This is a genomic window from Paraburkholderia sp. GAS38 (assembly GCF_050434965.1).
Classification (GTDB): domain Bacteria; phylum Pseudomonadota; class Gammaproteobacteria; order Burkholderiales; family Burkholderiaceae; genus Paraburkholderia; species Paraburkholderia phenazinium_A.
In genome coordinates this window covers 776,417-794,322 of sequence record NZ_JBNDJO010000001.1, presented here as the reverse complement: position 1 = coordinate 794,322, position 17,906 = coordinate 776,417, and the positions used below count along the sequence as shown (strand labels likewise).

At 63.8% G+C, this 17,906-nt stretch carries 24 protein-coding genes and 2 tRNA genes; 13 read left to right on the top strand and 13 right to left on the bottom strand.

Annotation, left to right across the window (positions count from 1 at the left end):
• Window positions 1-16 precede the first annotated feature (16 nt).
• From P3T42_RS03435 to P3T42_RS03425, 3 genes are all read right to left on the bottom strand, one after another.
• Entirely contained in the window at window positions 17-838 is an 822-nt protein-coding gene (locus P3T42_RS03435; RefSeq protein WP_074298316.1) for an arginyltransferase, read from the bottom strand.
• Window positions 839-910: 72 nt separating this feature from the next.
• Entirely contained in the window at window positions 911-1,648 is a 738-nt protein-coding gene (aat, locus tag P3T42_RS03430) for a leucyl/phenylalanyl-tRNA--protein transferase (protein WP_074298318.1), read from the bottom strand.
• 11 nt (window positions 1,649-1,659) lie between these two features.
• Window positions 1,660-2,205: an NUDIX hydrolase gene (locus tag P3T42_RS03425; protein WP_429305170.1), complete on the bottom strand. Its 546-nt coding sequence runs from the start codon at window positions 2,203-2,205 to the stop codon at window positions 1,660-1,662.
• Window positions 2,206-2,430: 225 nt separating this feature from the next.
• Between P3T42_RS03425 and P3T42_RS03420 the strand changes: the two genes are divergently transcribed.
• Together P3T42_RS03420 and P3T42_RS03415 are read left to right on the top strand one after the other, a co-directional pair.
• A complete protein-coding gene (locus P3T42_RS03420; RefSeq protein ID WP_171991684.1) occupies window positions 2,431-2,607 on the top strand; it encodes a hypothetical protein in 177 nt (58 codons plus the stop codon).
• A gap of 2 nt (window positions 2,608-2,609) precedes the next feature.
• Complete coding sequence (locus tag P3T42_RS03415; RefSeq protein ID WP_143788405.1) at window positions 2,610-2,951, top strand: hypothetical protein; 342 nt, start codon at window positions 2,610-2,612, stop codon at window positions 2,949-2,951.
• Between the two features lie 115 nt (window positions 2,952-3,066).
• Here P3T42_RS03415 and P3T42_RS03410 read toward each other — a convergent pair.
• Window positions 3,067-3,143 (bottom strand) — tRNA-Met (locus P3T42_RS03410).
• Between the two features lie 302 nt (window positions 3,144-3,445).
• On the opposite strand from P3T42_RS03410, the gene P3T42_RS03405 reads away from it, so the two are divergent.
• Both P3T42_RS03405 and P3T42_RS03400 read left to right on the top strand, forming a co-directional pair.
• Window positions 3,446-3,943, top strand: coding sequence for a heme-degrading domain-containing protein (locus P3T42_RS03405; protein WP_074298324.1), 498 nt, complete (start codon window positions 3,446-3,448; stop codon window positions 3,941-3,943).
• Window positions 3,944-3,953: 10 nt separating this feature from the next.
• Complete coding sequence (locus tag P3T42_RS03400; protein WP_429305257.1) at window positions 3,954-4,286, top strand: DMT family transporter; 333 nt, start codon at window positions 3,954-3,956, stop codon at window positions 4,284-4,286.
• Window positions 4,287-4,297: 11 nt separating this feature from the next.
• On the opposite strand, the gene P3T42_RS03395 is transcribed toward P3T42_RS03400, so the two are convergent.
• Both P3T42_RS03395 and P3T42_RS03390 read right to left on the bottom strand, forming a co-directional pair.
• A complete protein-coding gene (locus tag P3T42_RS03395) occupies window positions 4,298-4,687 on the bottom strand; it encodes a hypothetical protein (protein ID WP_253190165.1) in 390 nt (129 codons plus the stop codon).
• A 115-nt stretch (window positions 4,688-4,802) separates the two neighbouring features.
• Window positions 4,803-5,000, bottom strand: coding sequence for a hypothetical protein (locus P3T42_RS03390; RefSeq protein WP_429305169.1), 198 nt, complete (start codon window positions 4,998-5,000; stop codon window positions 4,803-4,805).
• A gap of 301 nt (window positions 5,001-5,301) precedes the next feature.
• On the opposite strand from P3T42_RS03390, the gene P3T42_RS03385 reads away from it, so the two are divergent.
• On the top strand, window positions 5,302-5,589 hold the full coding sequence (locus P3T42_RS03385) for a DUF1488 domain-containing protein (RefSeq protein WP_074298330.1): 288 nt from the start codon (window positions 5,302-5,304) through the stop codon (window positions 5,587-5,589).
• 118 nt (window positions 5,590-5,707) lie between these two features.
• On the opposite strand, the gene P3T42_RS03380 is transcribed toward P3T42_RS03385, so the two are convergent.
• Entirely contained in the window at window positions 5,708-6,676 is a 969-nt protein-coding gene (locus tag P3T42_RS03380; RefSeq protein WP_429305168.1) for an NAD-dependent epimerase/dehydratase family protein, read from the bottom strand.
• A 132-nt stretch (window positions 6,677-6,808) separates the two neighbouring features.
• Between P3T42_RS03380 and P3T42_RS03375 the strand changes: the two genes are divergently transcribed.
• Together P3T42_RS03375 and P3T42_RS03370 are read left to right on the top strand one after the other, a co-directional pair.
• Window positions 6,809-7,639 (top strand): TetR/AcrR family transcriptional regulator, encoded by an 831-nt coding sequence (locus P3T42_RS03375; protein ID WP_429305167.1) that lies wholly within the window; start codon window positions 6,809-6,811, stop codon window positions 7,637-7,639.
• A gap of 46 nt (window positions 7,640-7,685) precedes the next feature.
• Window positions 7,686-8,816: an enoyl-CoA hydratase/isomerase family protein gene (locus tag P3T42_RS03370; protein ID WP_429305166.1), complete on the top strand. Its 1,131-nt coding sequence runs from the start codon at window positions 7,686-7,688 to the stop codon at window positions 8,814-8,816.
• A 77-nt stretch (window positions 8,817-8,893) separates the two neighbouring features.
• On the opposite strand, the gene P3T42_RS03365 is transcribed toward P3T42_RS03370, so the two are convergent.
• Window positions 8,894-9,319, bottom strand: coding sequence for a hypothetical protein (locus tag P3T42_RS03365; protein WP_429305165.1), 426 nt, complete (start codon window positions 9,317-9,319; stop codon window positions 8,894-8,896).
• A gap of 601 nt (window positions 9,320-9,920) precedes the next feature.
• Between P3T42_RS03365 and ssuD the strand changes: the two genes are divergently transcribed.
• The 4 genes from ssuD (at window position 9,921) to P3T42_RS03345 (ending at window position 13,224) form a co-directional block, all read left to right on the top strand.
• Complete coding sequence (ssuD, locus tag P3T42_RS03360) at window positions 9,921-11,078, top strand: FMNH2-dependent alkanesulfonate monooxygenase (RefSeq protein ID WP_074298340.1); 1,158 nt, start codon at window positions 9,921-9,923, stop codon at window positions 11,076-11,078.
• 80 nt (window positions 11,079-11,158) lie between these two features.
• A complete protein-coding gene (gene ssuC / locus P3T42_RS03355; protein WP_429305164.1) occupies window positions 11,159-11,965 on the top strand; it encodes an aliphatic sulfonate ABC transporter permease SsuC in 807 nt (268 codons plus the stop codon).
• Complete coding sequence (locus P3T42_RS03350; RefSeq protein WP_074298344.1) at window positions 11,962-12,960, top strand: ATP-binding cassette domain-containing protein; 999 nt, start codon at window positions 11,962-11,964, stop codon at window positions 12,958-12,960. Before ssuC ends, P3T42_RS03350 begins: the two co-directional genes overlap by 4 nt.
• A gap of 48 nt (window positions 12,961-13,008) precedes the next feature.
• Entirely contained in the window at window positions 13,009-13,224 is a 216-nt protein-coding gene (locus tag P3T42_RS03345; protein WP_011488137.1) for a TOBE domain-containing protein, read from the top strand.
• A gap of 87 nt (window positions 13,225-13,311) precedes the next feature.
• Here the strand turns inward: P3T42_RS03345 and P3T42_RS03340 are convergent, their stop codons facing one another.
• Entirely contained in the window at window positions 13,312-13,557 is a 246-nt protein-coding gene (locus tag P3T42_RS03340; RefSeq protein WP_429305163.1) for a hypothetical protein, read from the bottom strand.
• A gap of 232 nt (window positions 13,558-13,789) precedes the next feature.
• Window positions 13,790-14,149, bottom strand: coding sequence for a hypothetical protein (locus P3T42_RS03335; RefSeq protein WP_074298348.1), 360 nt, complete (start codon window positions 14,147-14,149; stop codon window positions 13,790-13,792).
• A 554-nt stretch (window positions 14,150-14,703) separates the two neighbouring features.
• Here P3T42_RS03335 and P3T42_RS03330 point away from each other — a divergent pair.
• Entirely contained in the window at window positions 14,704-15,489 is a 786-nt protein-coding gene (locus P3T42_RS03330; RefSeq protein ID WP_429305162.1) for an SH3 domain-containing protein, read from the top strand.
• A gap of 203 nt (window positions 15,490-15,692) precedes the next feature.
• Here the strand turns inward: P3T42_RS03330 and P3T42_RS03325 are convergent.
• Window positions 15,693-15,768 (bottom strand) — tRNA-His (locus tag P3T42_RS03325).
• A gap of 88 nt (window positions 15,769-15,856) precedes the next feature.
• Window positions 15,857-16,858, bottom strand: coding sequence for a tRNA dihydrouridine(20/20a) synthase DusA (dusA, locus tag P3T42_RS03320; protein WP_429305161.1), 1,002 nt, complete (start codon window positions 16,856-16,858; stop codon window positions 15,857-15,859).
• Window positions 16,859-17,214: 356 nt separating this feature from the next.
• On the opposite strand from dusA, the gene P3T42_RS03315 reads away from it, so the two are divergent.
• Window positions 17,215-17,469 (top strand): hypothetical protein, encoded by a 255-nt coding sequence (locus tag P3T42_RS03315; RefSeq protein WP_074298372.1) that lies wholly within the window; start codon window positions 17,215-17,217, stop codon window positions 17,467-17,469.
• 230 nt (window positions 17,470-17,699) lie between these two features.
• Here P3T42_RS03315 and P3T42_RS03310 read toward each other — a convergent pair whose 3' ends face one another.
• Complete coding sequence (locus tag P3T42_RS03310) at window positions 17,700-17,897, bottom strand: hypothetical protein (RefSeq protein ID WP_074298374.1); 198 nt, start codon at window positions 17,895-17,897, stop codon at window positions 17,700-17,702.
• Between the last annotated feature and the right edge of the window lie 9 nt (window positions 17,898-17,906).

The following is a 17,906-nucleotide window of genomic DNA, read 5'->3' as shown; positions in this document are numbered from 1 at the left end:
CGCCGCGCCGCCGGCGTCACAACCGTATCGGGCCGCGCCGGCCCTGGATGGCGGCGTCGACCGGCGCCAGCTCGAGGCTATGCGGATCGAGCGTTTTCCAGGCGCCGTCGACGAGGCCTTCGAGCGGCCGGAAATTGGCCTTGTACGCCATCTTCTGGCTCTCGCGGATCCAGTAGCCCAGATACACGTAGGGCAGGCGCAGGCTGCGCGCCTGCTCGATCTGCCAGTAGATGTTGTAGGTGCCGAAACTGCTGTGCGGCAGCTCCGGCTCGAAGAAGGTATAGACCGAGGACAACCCGTCGCCGAGGATGTCGATCATGCTGATCATGCGCAAGATGCCTGGCGCATCGGGATATCCGGCCAGCGGCTCGCGGAATTCGACGAGCCGCGAGTTGATCCGGCTTTGCAGCAGGAACTGCTCGTACTGGTCGCGGCTGTCGCGGTCCATGCCGCCGCCCGCGTGCCGCGCCGACTGATAGCGCATGTAAAGCGCATAGTGTTCTTCGTCGTAATGCAGCGGGGCGACCGTGGCGATGAGGCCGCCATGTTTTTTCCACACTTTGCGCTGCGTGCGGTTCGGCTCGAACCGGTCCACCGGCACGCGCACCGGCACGCACGCGCGGCAGCCGTCGCAATAGGGGCGGTAGGTGAACACGCCCGAGCGCCGGAAGCCCGCCTTGACAAGGTCGGTGTAAACATCGGAGTTGATCAGATGGCTGGGCGTGGCGACCTGCGAGCGTGCCACGCGCCCCTCCAGATAGCTGCAGGGGTACGGCGCCGTTGCATAGAATTGCAGCGCGGAAAGGGGTGAAAGCGGCAGCTCGTTGGGGTGCGTCACGTTGGCAGCTCTCGAAGCGTCTCTGGTATTTCACACCCGCCGCAGTCTCGGCAGCGGGCCCGGCTTGGCACGTTACGCCGCGGGCGCGACGACATCGAGCAGGACCGTCTTGTCGAAACGCCAGGGGATGGGCGCGGCATCGACAGACGCGCGGACATGCGCGATGAACGCCTTGCGCGCTATCTCGCGACCGCCCAGCGACGCCAGATGCGACGTGTTCTGCTGGCAGTCTATCATTTCTATTTTGTGACGTCGCAAGTGTCCGACGAGCGCGGAGAGCGCCATTTTCGACGCATCGGTCACCTCGGCGAACATCGATTCGCCGAAGAACATCCGGCCGAACGACACGCCATACAGACCGCCTACGCGCTCGCCCTCGAACCAGGTTTCGATGCTGTGCGCTTCGCCCGCGCGATGCAGCGACGAATAGGCTTCCACCACATCGGCGGTGATCCAGGTGCCGCGCTGCCCGCGCCGTGGCGCCTGCGCGCAGGCGCGCATCACGGCGGCGAAGTCGTGGTCGACGCGGATTTCCCACGCATCGTCGCGCAGCACGCGCTTGAGCGTCTTGCGCAGCGAAGGCGAGACCTTGAATTCAGCCGGACGCAGGATCATGCGCGGATCGGGGCTCCACCAGAGCACCGGCTGGCCGTCGGAGTACCAGGGGAAAATGCCGCGCCGGTAGGCGTCGATGAGGCGCGACGGCAGCAGGTCGGCGCTGGCGGCGAGCAGTCCCGGCGCGCCGCTCGACGCGCCGAGCGCGCGCTCGACGGCGGGGAACGGATCGTCGGGTCCGAGCCAGGGAACCATGCGTGCGCCGCTCAGCCTTCGCGCAGCGAGCGGAAGATGTCGCCGGTATGCAGGCCGTAGCTGCCGGATTGGCGGTCGGCAAAGAAGAAGCGCAGCGTCTGGCCGACGGTCGGAAAGGCGATGTCGTCCCACGGAATCTCGTGTTCCTCGAACAGCTTCACTTCGAGGCTTTCCTCACCGGCGTCGACGTCGAGATCGAGCAGCCGCGCGAGGTAGAACAGATGCACCTGATGCACGTGCGGCACGTTGAGCAGCGAGAACAGGCTCTGCACCTCGACGCGCGCACCGGCTTCCTCGAGGGTTTCGCGGGAGGCGCCTTCGGAGGTGGTCTCGCCCATTTCCATGAAGCCGGCGGGCAAGGTCCAGTAGCCGTAGCGCGGTTCGATGGCGCGACGGCACAGCAGCACCTTGTCGTCCCACACCGGGATGGTGCCCACCACGTTGCGCGGATTCTGATAGTGCACGGTACCGCAACTGGCGCAGACGAAGCGCTCGCGATTGTCGCCCGGCGGAATGCTCAGGCTGACCGGGTGACCGCAGACAGAACAGAATTTCATAGGAAGGGGACGAAGAGTGGTAACAGGAGTTTATCACCAGGGCGAATTATCAAGATGGCGGTGCCTGGCGAGGGCGCGAAATCGGAGCGGGAAGCCGCGCCGGCGGCCCTGGCCGGATGGCTAGTGTGGAAAAAATCGCTTAGCAAAGGGCTGGTGATTGCATTAGGATTGCTATTCAGTTTGGACGCCCTGACAAGGGCATTTTCAATGCGGTAGGAGGAGGGCATGATGCGCAACAAACAACGCTCCGAGCGGGTTCGGTTTATCGTCGCCTGCGGGGTCATGGGCGGGCTCGCGGTCAGCAAGTTCTTCGGCTGGATCGACCGGTCGGTTGACATGCAAACCATCGGCGTCGTGATCGGAGCAGGGGTGGGGTCGCTCAGAGTATTTACGCTCGTCTGAGCATGTCGCTTCAGGTTGGCATGTCTTTATTCGGACTACAGATTGATGGAGGTTGGATTGATGACTTTTCCTACGTGACGGCCGTTGCGTGGTCGTGGGCGCGCTATGTCAAACGCCGGCGTATGCCGGTGCGGCGTTCCGCGAGGCGGGTGCATCCCATGCGGGCGCTTTTCTGCTCGTCCACTGCTGCGGACTTTTTCAGCGGCCTCTGTCTTTTCCCGCTGTGCGCGCTGGCCGTATCGCTGTTTTCGGATCCGTTGCTGCACGCACTGCTGTCGGGTAACCGTTTGCTTCTGAGTGCGGCCGGGGTCGTTGCGCTGTGTTCGGTGACAGAGAATTTTTAGCGAGGCCGCGAACGAAACGCACAAAGCGCACAAACAAAAAAGGCCTGCCGGTTAGGCAAGCCCTTGATGTTTTCGACGTTAGCTATTCGATGCGTACGCGATACGATTAGCTGCTTGGTTGCGGGGGTAGGATTTGAACCTACGACCTTCGGGTTATGAGCCCGACGAGCTGCCAGACTGCTCCACCCCGCGTCCGTCGAAGAAAAGATTATAGGACAAACCGCATACCCGCGCAATACCTTTTTAAGAACAGACTTCAACATGGCGGCGAGCGCGTTGCTGATACGTACGCGCCGCGTTGTGTGCAGCCATGAGGGCGAAGGGTCTCGATGTCGTATTGCCACTGATGTTGTGCGGATCTCGAAGCGAGTCATCAGGACCGCTGCGCTAGAATCCGTTTTCCATCTGCGTCGCTACGCCGTGTCTATCCAACACCCGGCATTGATATCCGCCAGGTTGCGGCGACGCATCCCTCTCTCGTTCTTCTTCCGCCCATGGACATCGTTCAAGATCTGCAGTCGATTGCCGCTCAGGAAAACGCCCTGGTGTTCCCCCATTTCGATGCCGATCGCGCATGGCAACTCGGCGCGTATCTGCACGAGGTTGCGCAAGCGCGCGGACTCGCGCTCGCCATCGACATCCGCACCTTCGGCCAGCCGCTGTTCTTCAGCCTGCTCGCGGGCGCCACGCCGGACAATGTCGACTGGGCACGCCGCAAGGGCAACGTGGTGGCGCATTTCCGCCGCAGCTCATACGCGCTCGGTTTGCGCATGCAGCAGGCGGGCAGCACGCTCGCCGAAAAGCACGGCTTGCCGCTCGGCGAATACGCCTCGCATGGCGGCGCGTTTCCATTGACGGTGGCGGGCGCGGGTGTGATCGGTTCGGTGACGGTGTCCGGCCTGCCGCAGCGCGCCGATCACGAGCTCGTCGTGGAGGCGCTGTGCGCGCACCTCGGTCAGGACTACAGCAAGCTCGCGCTTGCAAAGGCCTGAACTCATGCGCGTGCCTCCTTATGCGCTGCTCGCCATCGCCATCGTCGCCGAGGTGATTGCCACCTCCGCGCTGCGTGCGTCGGAAGGCTTCTCACGCTGGTTGCCTGCGGCGGTGGTCGTGCTCGGCTACGGCGTGGCGTTCTACTGTCTGTCGTTGACGCTCAAGACCATTCCAGTCGGGATAGTCTATGCGATCTGGTCGGGTGCCGGCATCGTTCTGATCAGTCTCGTTGCCCTGGTGCTGTATCGGCAGGTGCCCGATTTGCCGGCCATCATCGGACTCGGGCTGATCATCTCAGGTGTCGTCGTGCTCAACCTGTTCTCGAAGATGCAGGCGCATTGAGGCGTTGCGCGTTACTTGCAGCGGACGATCATCGAACGGTTTTTCACGTTGGCCGATACGACGTTGGTAACGCTGCCGCCGGCGGCGCCGCCTTCATCGTTGTCTTTTGAAATGATGTCGTAGCCGGTGGCGCCGCAGGCTTGCCCCGCCTGGACATAGCAGGACGCCCAGCTCGACGCGGCGTCCGCGCCGCTGCAGTTCACCGCAAAGCCGGTCTGGCCGTTCGGCAGGTTGATCAGCGAGGTCGTATTCGACGACGCACACGCGCTCAAGGCGACGGCGGCCAGCAGCGCAACGGGCAGGGCGCCGATACGCGCCCACGCGCTGCGGCTCGCGCCGTGCGCTGCCTCGGTGGCAGGGCACTGGCCGGACGGGCGAAAGCGCCGCGTAAGTTGCTTCATGGTGTGTCCTCTTTAAACGGATGGCTAGACGAATGGCGAAAGCGACGGCGTTGCAAACGCCGCGCGGCCGGAGCGCGAGCAGCGCGAGTGGCGACCGGAGGCGCTACGGCGCGGCTCAGTCGAGCTCCGGGTCGATCGTAATGCCCGCGCTTCTGACCATGCGGCGGCTCTCGGCCCCGCTTTCAGTGGCCGCATCTTCCCAGATGCTGATGGCCTTTGGAATCTCGATGCCATGGTTGCCGGCATAGGCGAACCATGTGTTGGCCGCATCGGGCTCGGCGATTTCAGTTTGCTCTAAAAAATATTTTCCCATATTGCGGACTCCCGGATCGATTAGGTCCCACGCACATATCGTGCCGCGTACCGGGTTCGACCGTGTCGCGTCGCGCAAGTGCGGCGCAAGGCTTTTTTTCACTGAGAACTTATTGTCGCCAGATGCGACTTATACCTGTTGGACGCACGCAGTGGTCCGATTGCACCCGGGCTCCTGGTCGAGCACGTCCGAGGGTGGACCGCGGTGCAGTCCGGCGAGTACCATAAGTGCGAAGTCCGATTTCGCCGGGCCTGTGGTTCCGGCGTCTGATTTCCTGACGGATTCTTCTGATGAGGCGACCATGGAAATTCGGTTTCCCGCGGACGCGCCCGCTTACCGCGATTCCAACCTGACAGTCGTGTTCCGCGCGCTGGTAGACGGCGAGGCCGTGCCGTGCGCGATTTCGGTGGAAGCGCTCGAAGACCATTTCGGCGCATGCTCCGAAGACCGCGAAGGCTGGATGCGGGCCTTCGACGCGGGGCGTGGACGTATCGAAGAGGTGGCGCGCGAGCATCTGCAGATCAGCAACGGCACTCCCGTGCTGCTGAAGAGCGGGCATTTTCCGCCAGGCAATGTGGCTGGCCTGTAGCGGCTAGGCAAAGGGCGCTGCGTAGCGAAGGAGGGTGCGTGCCGCGCTGTGTCCCATCGTGCCGCAACTGCATGCCGCCATCTCATGTGCCACCCCGTGCGTCACCTTATGAGCCACCTCACGCCGCCACTTTCGCCGCGTCCTGCGCAGCGGCAAAAGCAAGGCGGATACCCTCGTCATACGAGGTCTTCCTGATCGGCCCAATCAGCGCCTGCAACGCACTGTCGTCGAGGATGAGCGGCTCGCTCATCAGGTAATTCATCTCCACCATTTCCCGCATGATCGGATTGAACAGGCCGAGTACGCGCAGCATCGGCTTGCCGGCAACCATCAGTCTGGGTTCGCGTCCGGCCAGCGCATAGGCTTTGGCGGCGATCTCACGCTGCGTGATCGTACCGGCGCCGGCGAGGTGCAGCCAACGGCCATAGGCCTCGGGCGTGCGCGTGAGGGTCTCGACGACCGGTCCGACATCCGGTACGAACACGAACTCATGCGGCACGTCGATCGGGCCGACCATCTGCGCCCGCGTGCCGCGCGCCGCGCTTTCGAACACGCCGTTCACAAAGCTGCGCTCGACGCCTGGGCCGTAAAAGTCGGGCAGGCGCAACACGAGCGTCGAGAGTCCATGATGGCCGTGCGCGTCGAGCACCAGATTCTCCTGGGCGAGCCGCATCTGGCCTTTGAACGTGTGCGGTTCACGGGGATGATTTTCCGTCACCGGTTGGCTGCGCGCGCGGCCGTACGGATAGACCGTGCCGATCAGGATCAGGCGCTCGACACCTGCCGCGCGCAGGCCGGCCAGCGTCTTCTCCATCAGCGGCGGGTGCGTCTCGAACTGGTTGTAGGGCACGCCCACCAGATATATGGCCGTTTGCAGGCCTTGGGCCGCAGCGACGACGGACGCCGGATCGTCCGGGTTCCACGTGACGATCTCCGCACGCGGATCCTGGCCGAAAGCCGCTTCGAGCGAACCACGCGAGCGCCCGATGACCCGGTAGTCCCGCCCGGCGGCGCCCAGCGCGTGAGCAATGCTTTGGCCGATTGCCCCGGCGGCGCCGAACAGACCGACTTTCCCTACGTTTTCCATGACGACTCCTTGAACAAGGTGACGGACTTCGATGTGCCGCCAAATAACTGGATGAATTTTTATGAACATCGTTCAGTGAACGGTGTTCAGTTTAATTTGACTTTTCAGTTTGTCAACCGGAAAATGCGTGGCATGGGAATCAATGAACGAAAGACTCGCGAGAAGCAGGCGTTGCGCGACCGCATCCTCGAGGCGGCGCGGCGCATCGTCATACGCGAAGGGTTCGCGGCGCTGTCGATGCGCAAGATCGCCGACGCCATCGAATACTCACCCGCTACGCTATACCTGTACTTTGCTAGCCGCGACGAGATTGCGCGTGCGCTGTGCGCGCAGGGCTATGCGCAGTTGCTTGCCGGTTTTGAGCCGCTCGCGCAGATTGCCGATCCCGCCGAGCGGCTGAAGGCGCTGGCCCGTGCCTACGTGGCGTTCGGCGTGGCGCATCCGCAGACGTACCGGCTGATCTTCATGGAAGATCCGACCTACCTGGGCGCGGCGCTGGGCGGCGCGAGCGAAGCGGAGAAGGCGTCCGCCGGCGCGGCGAACGAGCGGGCGAATAAACCGGCGGGCAATCCGGCCGCCCCCCAGGCCGCCCCCCAGGCTGCTCCCCAGGCCGACGCCCAGCTCATCAACCCCGCGGCCTCCGACGATTCCAGCGACGCGGCGATGCGCCTGATGGTGGGCGCGCTCGACGAGCTGAAAGCGGCGGGGCGCCTGCCGGCATCGGCGGACGGCGCGGTCTGGGCCGAGGCGTTGTGGGCCACGATGCATGGAATCGTGGCGCTCAATCTGACCTGTCCGGTGTTTCCGACTTCACCGCTCGACACGGTTATCGACGCCGCGCTGGACGCCTGGTTCGGCGTACGCGAACAGCCGGCTGCGGCCGCCGCCGCGGCGCCGCCGGCCGCAGCCCGATCCACGCGCGCACGCCGTCCGGCCGCGAAGCCGAAAGCCGTCGACGCGTGATAACGTTCAGCCTTCCATCCGAACACGCCTTTCCACCTGCTACGCCATGTCCACTCCTGAAGCATCCGCCGTCAGCGACGAAGTCACGACCTACATTGCCAACCGCATCGGCTTTATCGAACTGGAGCGCCCGAAAGCGCTGAATGCGCTCTCGACGGGCATGATCCGCGGGATGCATGCCGCGCTCGACGCCTGGCGCGAGGATCCCGATGTGCTGGCGGTGGTGGTGCGCAGCCAGCATCCGCGCGCGTTCTGCGCGGGCGGCGATATCCGCTTTCTGTACGAGTCGTTTCAGCGCGGCGACGAGGCGGCGCGCGACACCTTCTTTATCGAGGAATACCGTCTCAATCACGCCATCTTCACTTACCCGAAGCCCTATATCGCCTTGATGAACGGCGTGGTGATGGGCGGCGGCATGGGGATTTCGCAAGGCGCGCATCGCACGGGCGGCTTGCGGGTGGTGACCGGCTCGACCCGCATGGCCATGCCGGAGACGCGTATCGGACTCTTTCCCGACGTCGGCGCCGGCTGGTTTCTGGCGCGCACGCCGGGCGCGCTCGGCCGCTATCTGGCCGTGACCGGCGAGACCATTGGCCCGGCCGACGCGCTGTACGCCGGTCTCGCTGACGCCTATATCGACGACACGGCGTTGCCCGCGCTCGTCGACACCTTGCGTAGCGAAGTATTCGAGCGCGGCGTGGACGTGGTGGCATGCGTCGAGCGCGAAACGGTGGCGCACAAGGTCGTGCCGACGCCCGATACCTCGCCGCTGGCGGACACGCGAGCCTTTATCGACCGGCATTTTGCGCTGCCGGACGTGGCGCAGATCCTGGCGTCGCTCGAGGCGGTGAGCGGCTGCGAAGAGGCCGAGTGGGCCGAGCAGGTCGTCGGCGTGCTGCGCGAACGTTCGCCGCTGTCGATGGCGGTGTCGCTGGAGGTGGTGACGCGCGCGGAGGGCGCGATGGCGGATTGTCTGCGCCGCGACCTGGACCTGACGCGCACGAGCTTCGCGCATGGCGATGTGGTGGAAGGCATCCGCGCCCGCATCATCGACAAGGACAACGCGCCGCGCTGGCGCTTCGCCCGCATCGAAGAAGTCCGCGCCGACGATGTGGCGGAGATGTTCGAGAGCCCGTGGCCGGCGGCGGAGCACCCGCTGGCCGATCTGCAGGGCTAGAGCATCAAACGCAGGGACGATGCGTCGGGATCAGGCGCAGGATAGGCGGGTTCCGCGAGACCGCAACTCAGCGTCCCTCATTCCTCATCGTCGAACGCCATGAACGCGCGCATGAACACCAGCGCGCCCCAGCCCCACATGGCGTTGGCGGCGAAGCCCTCGGCGAGGCGCGGCAGCATGTTGCCGCTCGGCCAGATGCCGCGCAGCGGATCGACCACGAACACGCTCGCCGCCGTCAGCGCGATGCCGCCGAACACAAACGCCTGAATCCACGGCGCGCGGCGCTCGGGCGCGACGCGCAACAGCCATGCCATCAACACCGCCCACACGGCGCTCCACACGGCATTCGCGATGAATTCCGGCAGTCCCAGCGGCAGGAACGGCGCAGTCGAAAAACCTGCTGTGTCGATCAGCCCCGCGGCGTGCAGCAGCGCGAGGGTCGATTCGTGGAAAAACAGTGAAGCCAGAAAGCCGGATACGAACGGCAGGATGATTTTTTGCATGCGGTGCAGCGCCAAGGGCCCGGTTGGCGGCGACCGCGCGGCCCGGGCCGGATTATCGAAAGACGCGTCATTATATAGACGCAGCGGCGGGTTTCAGGGTGCCGTCTGTATGCTTAAGCGTCGGGCTAATCACGAAAGTGGAAAACCTAAGCTAAAAAAAATCGTTCAAAAGCCTGGGTCCGATCCATAGACTGTTTCTCCATGTAGACGGCATTGCCGCCGTCGTCCACTTACCGCGCGCCGGGAAGGCGCACGTTTCGTCAAGGGAAGCTGTCGCGATGTCCTTTCTGAAGCCGGTCTCCGCTGTTCCCCCTACGGCACCGCCGCGCTGTCGGCGCGGCCGCTAGCCGCGCGGCCAGCGACGCCCGTGAGCCTGCCCGGCTGCCGGTCCAACGGTCAGCGCAGCGTTCGCCGCCGGCTCGTCCGCGGGCTGGCGAGCGCGGGAGTCCTGAATCAACGCTTTTCCGATCTGTCTTGCGGTATGGCCGTGCCGGTTGACTGAGGCCGCGTCGCCGGCCCGGCGTGGCCGCGCCGCCATGGTGTGCGCGCGCCGGCCCATCCCGCCTTTATTAATCCAGTCTCGAACAAGCAGGAGCAGCAAATGAATGTGTTCTGGTTCATCCCGACTCACGGCGACAGCCGGTATCTCGGTACGTCCCAAGGCGCACGCGCAGCCGATTACGACTATTTCCAGCAGATCGCCGTCGCCGCCGATACGCTCGGCTACGAGGGCGTTCTGCTGCCGACCGGCCGCTCCTGCGAAGACGCATGGGTTGTCGCCTCGAGCCTGATCGCGGCCACCCGGCGCCTGAAGTTTCTCGTCGCCATTCGCCCGGGCATTACCTCGCCGGGTCTCGCGGCACGCATGGCGTCGACCTTCGACCGCCTGTCGGGCGGGCGTCTGCTGATCAACGTGGTGACGGGCGGCGACGCGGCCGAGCTCGAAGGCGACGGCGTGTTCGTCAGTCACGATACGCGCTACGAAATCACCGACGAATTCCTGTACATCTGGCGTCAACTGCTGACGGCCGCGCACACGAACGACGCGATCGATTTCGAAGGCAAGCATCTCACCTCGAAGGGCGGCAAGGTGCTGTATCCGCCGGTGCAGGACCCGCATCCGCCGCTGTGGTTCGGCGGTTCGTCGCCGGCCGCGCACGAGATGGCCGGCGAGCACATCGACACGTACCTGACCTGGGGCGAGCCGCCCGAAGCGGTCGCGAAGAAGATCGCCGACATCCGCGCCCGCGCCGCAGCGCATGGCCGCGAGATCAAGTTCGGGATTCGCTTTCACGTCATCGTCCGCGAGACGGAAGAGGAAGCGTGGGCCGCCGCCGACAAGCTGATCAGCAAGCTCGACGACGAGACCATCGCCCGCGCGCAGGCCTCGTTCGCCAAGATGGATTCGGAAGGGCAGCGCCGCATGGCCGCGTTGCACGGCGGCAAGCGCGGCAGCCGTGAGGATCTCGAGGTGTATCCGAACGTATGGGCCGGCGTCGGCCTCGTGCGCGGCGGCGCGGGTACGGCAATCGTCGGCAATCCTGAACAGGTCGCTGCACGCATGAAGGAATACGCGGACCTCGGGATCGATACGTTCATCCTGTCGGGCTACCCGCATCTGGAAGAGTCGTACCGCTTTGCCGAACTGGTGTTTCCGCTGCTGCCGAACCGCAAGCGCGCGAGCGCGAGCGGGCCGCTGTCGGGGCCGTTCGGCGAGATCGTCGGGAACAACTATTTGCCGAAGGTCAGCCAGAGCTAGGCGTGGCCGGCGAGGTCCGGGGCTGCGGTTCAGGCAGGCGAGCGCAGCCTCTGTATGGATAAGAAGTGGAGTAAGCGATCATGGCTCGATCCAGTGGAAGTGAAAGTGCGGTACGGCGTCTCGGCGGACATGTGGCGCCGTGGATTGCGCCGCTTGTGATCCTGCTCGCGTGGGAGTTTGCCGCGCGCAGCGGCGTCCTCTCGACGCGCGTGTTGCCGGAGCCCATTGCGGTGGTGAAGGCGGCGTGGTCGCTGATCCAGTCCGGCGAAATGTGGGCCGACGTCAAGGTCAGCACGTGGCGCGCGGTGTCGGGCTTCGCGGTGGGCGGCAGCATCGGCCTGGCGCTCGGGCTGGCCACGGGACTCTTCAAGCCCATCGAAGTCGCACTCGATTCGACCGTGCAGATGGTCCGCAATATTCCGGCGCTGGCGATGATCCCGCTCGTGATCCTGTGGTTCGGCATCGAAGAGGAAGCGAAGGTGTTTCTCGTCGCGCTCGGGGTGTTCTTCCCGATCTACGTGAATACGTTCCACGGCATCCGTTCGGTCGACGCGAACCTGATCGAGATGGCGCGCAGCTATGGCGTCAAAGGTCTCCGGCTGTATTGGGACGTGATCCTGCCGGGCGCGCTGCCGTCGATTCTGGTCGGCGTGCGCTTTGCGTTCGGCCTGATGTGGGTCACGCTGATCGTCGCGGAAACGATCTCCGCGCAGTCGGGGATTGGCTACATGACGATGAATGCGCGCGAGTTCCTGCAAACCGATGTGGTGGTGGTCGGCATCCTGCTGTATGCCGGACTCGGCAAGCTCGCGGATGTGCTGGCGAAAACGCTGGAGCGCGTCACGCTGCGCTGGCATCCGGCTTATCAACGGGGAGCGAAAGCATGAGCGCGACGACCTTGTCGACGAGTTTCGGCGGCATCGCGGGCGGCGATCTCGAAGCGGAACTGGCGCAACCACGCACTCGCGATCACGATGCCGACGAGGCCGCAAGCCTGGAACGCGACGATGGTTCTTCGGGCGTTGTCGATTTTTCACGCGCTGCTGCAGGGGCCGGTCCGCTGACGCGGGACGCGTCGCGCAGCGCGGACCACGCGGTCGAGTTGCGTGGCGTCGGCAAGCAGTATGGCGAGCGCACGGTGCTGACGGATTTCGACCTGTCGATCGAGCGCGGCAGTTTCGTGGCGATCGTCGGCCGTAGCGGTTGCGGCAAATCCACCTTGCTGCGGCTCGTCGCCGGGCTCGAGAAGCCGACCGCCGGCGTGCTCGAAAAGCGCGGCGAGCAGGGGCAGCCGCTCGATACGCGCATCATGTTTCAGGACGCGCGCCTGTTGCCGTGGAAGAGCGTCTTGCACAACGTGATGCTGGGTCTCGGCCGCGGCGCTCGCGAGGATGCGCGTGCGGTGCTCGCCGAGGTTGGCCTGCTCGAACGCGCCAACGATTGGCCCGCGCAATTGTCCGGCGGCCAGCGTCAACGTGTGGCGCTGGCGCGTGCGCTGGTGCACCGGCCGCAACTGCTGCTGCTCGACGAGCCGCTCGGCGCGCTCGACGCACTCACGCGCATCGAAATGCATGCGCTGATCGAACGCTTGTGGCGCGAACATCGTTTCACCGCGCTGCTCGTCACGCACGACGTGCATGAAGCGGTCGCACTGGGCGACCGGATTCTGTTGATCGAAGAAGGGCGCATTGCGCTCGATCAACCGGTGCCGCTCGACCGACCCCGCGCGCGCGCTTCGGCAGGGTTTGCCGCGCTTGAAGACCATGTGTTGCAGCGTGTGCTGAAGACCTCGCCGAACGACGACGGTCTCCCGTATCGCGCCGCTGATGCGCATCGCGACGACCGCCTCGTGCGGCCGACCGAAGTCCGTTGGGCTGTCTGACAGTCCCTTGCCTGACCGTTTTTTATCGATTCACTGGAGTCACTCGAAATGAGCATTTCCGCAATCAACGTACGTAATCAGTTCAAAGGCAAGGTCAAGGAAATTATCCGCGGACCGGTGGTGTCCGAAGTCGACGTCGATACGCCGTTCGGCATCGTCACGTCGGTGATCACGACGCGTTCGGTCGACGAGCTCGATCTCAAGGTCGGCTCGGAAGTGGTCGCGCTGGTGAAGTCGACGGAGGTGTCGATCGCGCGCCTCTAAGCGCATGGGGCTGTGCTTGCCGCTGCCTGCCTGCCTGTCTGCGCTAGCTGCTGCCAGCCGCCGTTAGCCGATAACGCCGCCGTTGCGTTATTTCGCTTCGGCTGCGCTGGCGGGCGGCGTGTGCGTCATCTTGTCGTGCGTCGGTTTGGGCGGCCGCTTGACCGGCATATGATCCGGATTCGCCGGATTCTCCGTACCGGCCGCCTCGGGCGGCCTCACCATTGAGGCGCCGCTGTCCACTGGCGGTGTCTGCGCGAGTACCGGTCCCGCCGCGACCGTGAATGCCGCAAGCGCGCAAAGCGCTGCGAGCATTGCAGGTTTGTTCGGTTTCATCCGCTCCTCCCTGGTCTGGTCTGGCGGTTTTCGGCCACATGAAGCCGCCTGCGGCCACCGTCAGGCGCTCCGTTCCCTGGTAGACCGCAACCCGAGCGGAAAATTCGCTTCTCTTCCATGTTTCGCGACCCTGCCGCGTGCGTCCTGACGACGCGCGCCCGAAGCCTTGCGCAACACGCAAGCGCCGCTTACTCCACGTGAATCGATTCGAAGCCGCGCGTTAGCGCAGACGCTACTTGGTCGGACACGGAAACGCAGCCTGCAGCGAGCGCAGGATCGCGAGACCGACCGGGAAATCGTCGGACAGGCCGGGGTGGTTGGTGAAGAATTCGTCGAGCAGCGGGTACACCGTCTGCGGGCCGATGGGCAGCTTTTCGGGTGGACAGAAGAGGGGCTTGCGTTTCTTCGATATCAGGTCGCCGTTGGCCCATCCCAGCTCGTTGAGCGCGCCGGTGATGTAGGCCGCGTAGATCGAATTGTTGTCGACGTGGTTCCACTGCTTGTATTGCTCGGCGGTCATCTCGGCGCTCGCGTTGAGCGTGAAACACGCTGTAAGCAAAGTCAGCGCGAGTGTTCGAATTCTTAACTGCATTATTGCATCCTCATACCGTATCGTTTAGCCCGCTATTGTAGGACAGGCGCCGGCTTGCGAGCGGATTGGCGTGACTGCGCGGCACGTGCTGCGGGGGCGCTCGGATCCATCGGCGATAAAAAAAGGCCCACCAGGGGAAGTGGGCCATAAAGAGTGATGAGAGACAAAATCCTCTCAGGGAAGAGGAGGTCCCAGTGTAGAGCGGTTGACCTCGAATCAGGTTTCAGGGCTACTTACATGCCTTACGGCATCTAACCCTGGGTCTGGTTGGAGGGTGGAATTTCTTTGCGCGGATTGCCCGGCGCGGGGTGAAGGAGGGTGCCTTGATACCGGTTCGGTGAAGCGGAGGAAAGGCGTGCGCGCTGCCGGCATATAAAAAGGAATCCTGATTGAATGGGTTGCGTTTTGGGCGCTTGATAAGCGTTCTTCTTACGTTGCCGTTCGCCTCGGGAACAGTAATTGCTGCCTGGCAGATAGGCCTATCAAGGGCAGCGTTCGCAGCATGCAGGACGTGAAGATGAATGAACCACACGGGAGGAACAATGCGAAAACGCATGATAAGTGGATTGCTTGCCGGCGCTGCCGGTCTGTTGACGTTACCAGGCGTGGCGTTCGCGCAGACTCAGGCGTACACCAATAGTCCGGTGAATCTGTACGCGGGCCCGGCGGACGATTATCCCGCTGTGTCCCAGTTGCCGGGCGGTGTGCCGGTTACCGTGATGGGCTGTGTCAGTGGTTACACGTGGTGCGATGTGGCGTTGCCGGATTTGCGTGGCTGGGTCTACGCGGGCAATCTCAGCTACCCGTATCAGGGCAATAACGTGCCGATCCTGAACTACGGTACGGTGATCGGACTGCCTGTCGTCACGTTTTCAATCGGTGCGTATTGGGGCAGCTATTACCGCGGACGGCCCTGGTATAACAACCAGGAACACTGGGCGCATCATCCACCGCCGCCGCCTGGACGCGGTGGTCCGCCTCCGGGGCATGGTGGCCCTCCGCCGGAACATGGCGGTCCCCCGCCGGGACATGGTGGTCCGCCTCCAGGCGTGGGTGGTCCTCCGCCAGGAGGAGGCCGTCCGCCTGAGGAGCGTGCTGCTCAGCCTCCGGGACGGGGTGGTCCGCCGGTGCAGCATGGTGGTCCAGCACCGCAAGAGCATGGTGGTCCGCCGCAGCAGCATGGGGGACCGGCGCCTCAAGAGCATGGCGCGCCTCCGCAGCAGCATGGCGGCCCAGCGCCTCAAGAGCGTGGCGCGCCCCAGCAACAGCATGGAGGTGCTCCGCAAGAACATGGCGGAGGAGGTGGCGGCCACGATAATCATGACCAGCACAACAATTAGGATGAGGGGCTGAGGTGGGGACGGCGGGGATCGCCGTCTTCGCTTTTGCGATCGTCGTGGAGAAAGTCGCTCACGCTGTCGCAGCTATATGCCGCCGCGATGCGATGACGAGCTTAATGCTGAGCGCAGAGCGATAGCGAAGTCCACGCTTTAAAGCGCAAATAATCGAGAAGGGGAGTTACTGCAGAACTGCTTGAGGAAAGTGGGGTGGCTGATGGGACTCGAACCCACGACGACAGGAATCACAATCCTGGACTCTACCAACTGAGCTACAGCCACCACTGGAACATCTGCTTGGCTTGCCATGAACTGGCTTGCCGATCAAGAAGCGAGATTATACAAACATGATTTGCGTTTGCCTAGCCCTTTATTCAAAGATTTCGGCGGGCTCACGCAGATGCTGTCTTGCTTCGTCGAAAATGGCGAGATCGCGCGCCGCCAGTTTCTTGTTGTCGGAGAGCACGCGCCGCCATCCACGCGCACCGGCTACGCCGCGATACAGCCCCAGCGCATGACGCGTAATGGAGCCGAGGAACGTGCCGCGCGCAAGTTCGGCCGCACAGTATTCGATCAGCTTCGCTTCGACCTGCTCGCGCGTCAGCGCAGCCTGCGTCGAGCCATAAAAGCGCGCATCGACGTCGGCCAGCACATAAGGGTTGTGATAAGCCTCGCGACCCAACATCACGCCGTCGACGTGCTGCAAATGCAGTTCGACCTCGTCGAGGGTCTTGATGCCGCCGTTAATGATGATCTCGAGTTGCGGAAAATCGCGCTTTAACTGATAGGCGAAGTCGTACTTGAGCGGCGGGATCTCGCGATTCTCTTTCGGGCTCAGGCCTTTCAGAATCGCATTGCGCGCATGCACGATGAACACTTCGCAACCCGCGTCCGCAATCGTGCCGACGAAGTCGCGCACGAAGCCATATTCCTCTACCGCATCGACGCCGATCCGATGCTTCACGGTCACCGGCACCGATACGGCATCGCGCATCGCCTTGACGCAATCGGCGACGAGCTGCGGTTCGTTCATCAGGCACGCACCGAATGCACCGCGCTGCACGCGCTCCGACGGGCAGCCGCAATTCAGGTTGATTTCGTCGTAGCCCCACTGTTCGCCGAGTTTGGCCGAGCGGGCGAGGTCGTCGGGTTCGCTGCCGCCCAGTTGCAACGCGACCGGCGCTTCCTCCGGCGTGAACGCCAGATGCCGGGGCACATCGCCATGCAGCAGCGCGCCGGTGGTCACCATCTCCGTATAGAGCCACGTGTGGCGCGACAGCATGCGATGCAGCGACCGGCAGTGACGATCGGTCCAGTCCATCATCGGGGCAACCGAGACGCGACGGGGATTGGCGGGAAGAGCGAGGGACATGAGGGACGGCCGGCGGCATGAATCAAACCGCGATTTTACCGCAAGCGGGCGGGGCGGCTTACGGCCGGCGCTGGAAGCCGGAAACCGGCAGAGTCGCCGGCCTATGACAAATCAAAGTAGGGCCGGAAGAAAAACGCCCCCATGGCCTATTTAAACGGCCTTGACCCCATTGTTTCCCGCGCCAGAAAAGCCCCTTACCGATTGTTTCAGGCAGGAGAAAAGTAATTTCGGATTATCGATACAAATTCTTGATAGTAAGGGAATACACTGATTCCATCAGCGTTGCAGACAAACCGGCTCGGTCACTGTTGCGACGTCTTCCTGAACCGAAGTCCGAAACGCTTATTGGAGTCATCATGAAGAACACGCTTCTTGCCGCCCTGTTGGTTGCCGCTTCCGCTACGCTCGCCGCTCCCGCTTTTGCTAGCGGCTACGGCCCGGCACCGTTCTATCGTCCGGCTGTTGGCGCACCTGCGTCGCAACAAGGCCAGAACGCACAGACGGTTGCAGCTGAACGCGCCAATGCCGATGCTAACGCATACGGTGGCGTGAACGCACCGTCGTCGCAATCGGGTAACCGCCAGCCGGTCGCCGCTTCGCAAGCGAACTAAGCGAGCCTGTGCCGGGCGTTCGTCACGAACGTCCGCTGAAAACGCCGGAGTGTCCGGGCCATTGCCCGCACGCTTCGGCGTTTTCGCTTATCCGACGGGGCGTAGGTTTGCCTGTCTCCTTGTGCCCCGCCACCCGGTGAACGGTGAGACGCTCCACTACGCAAGGCACACACCTTCCCCGCGAGCGAACTTCTCACGCTCCTCATCCTCGCTCGACTCGCGTCGCCGCGTCAGTCGCAATCGCCAGACAAATACTGCCGGCCGTTGCAGGTGATCTCGACATCGCCTCCCGCTGCCTCCGCGGCGAGCCCCTGTTCGAGCAGCTCCGCAGTGATGGTGGCAGAAAGCGGCGGCGCAAGCTGGCCGACGCCGACGTCGTTCAGACGTCGCAACGCCTCGATGGCTTCCGGACTCAATGACTTCGACATGGCCGTCTC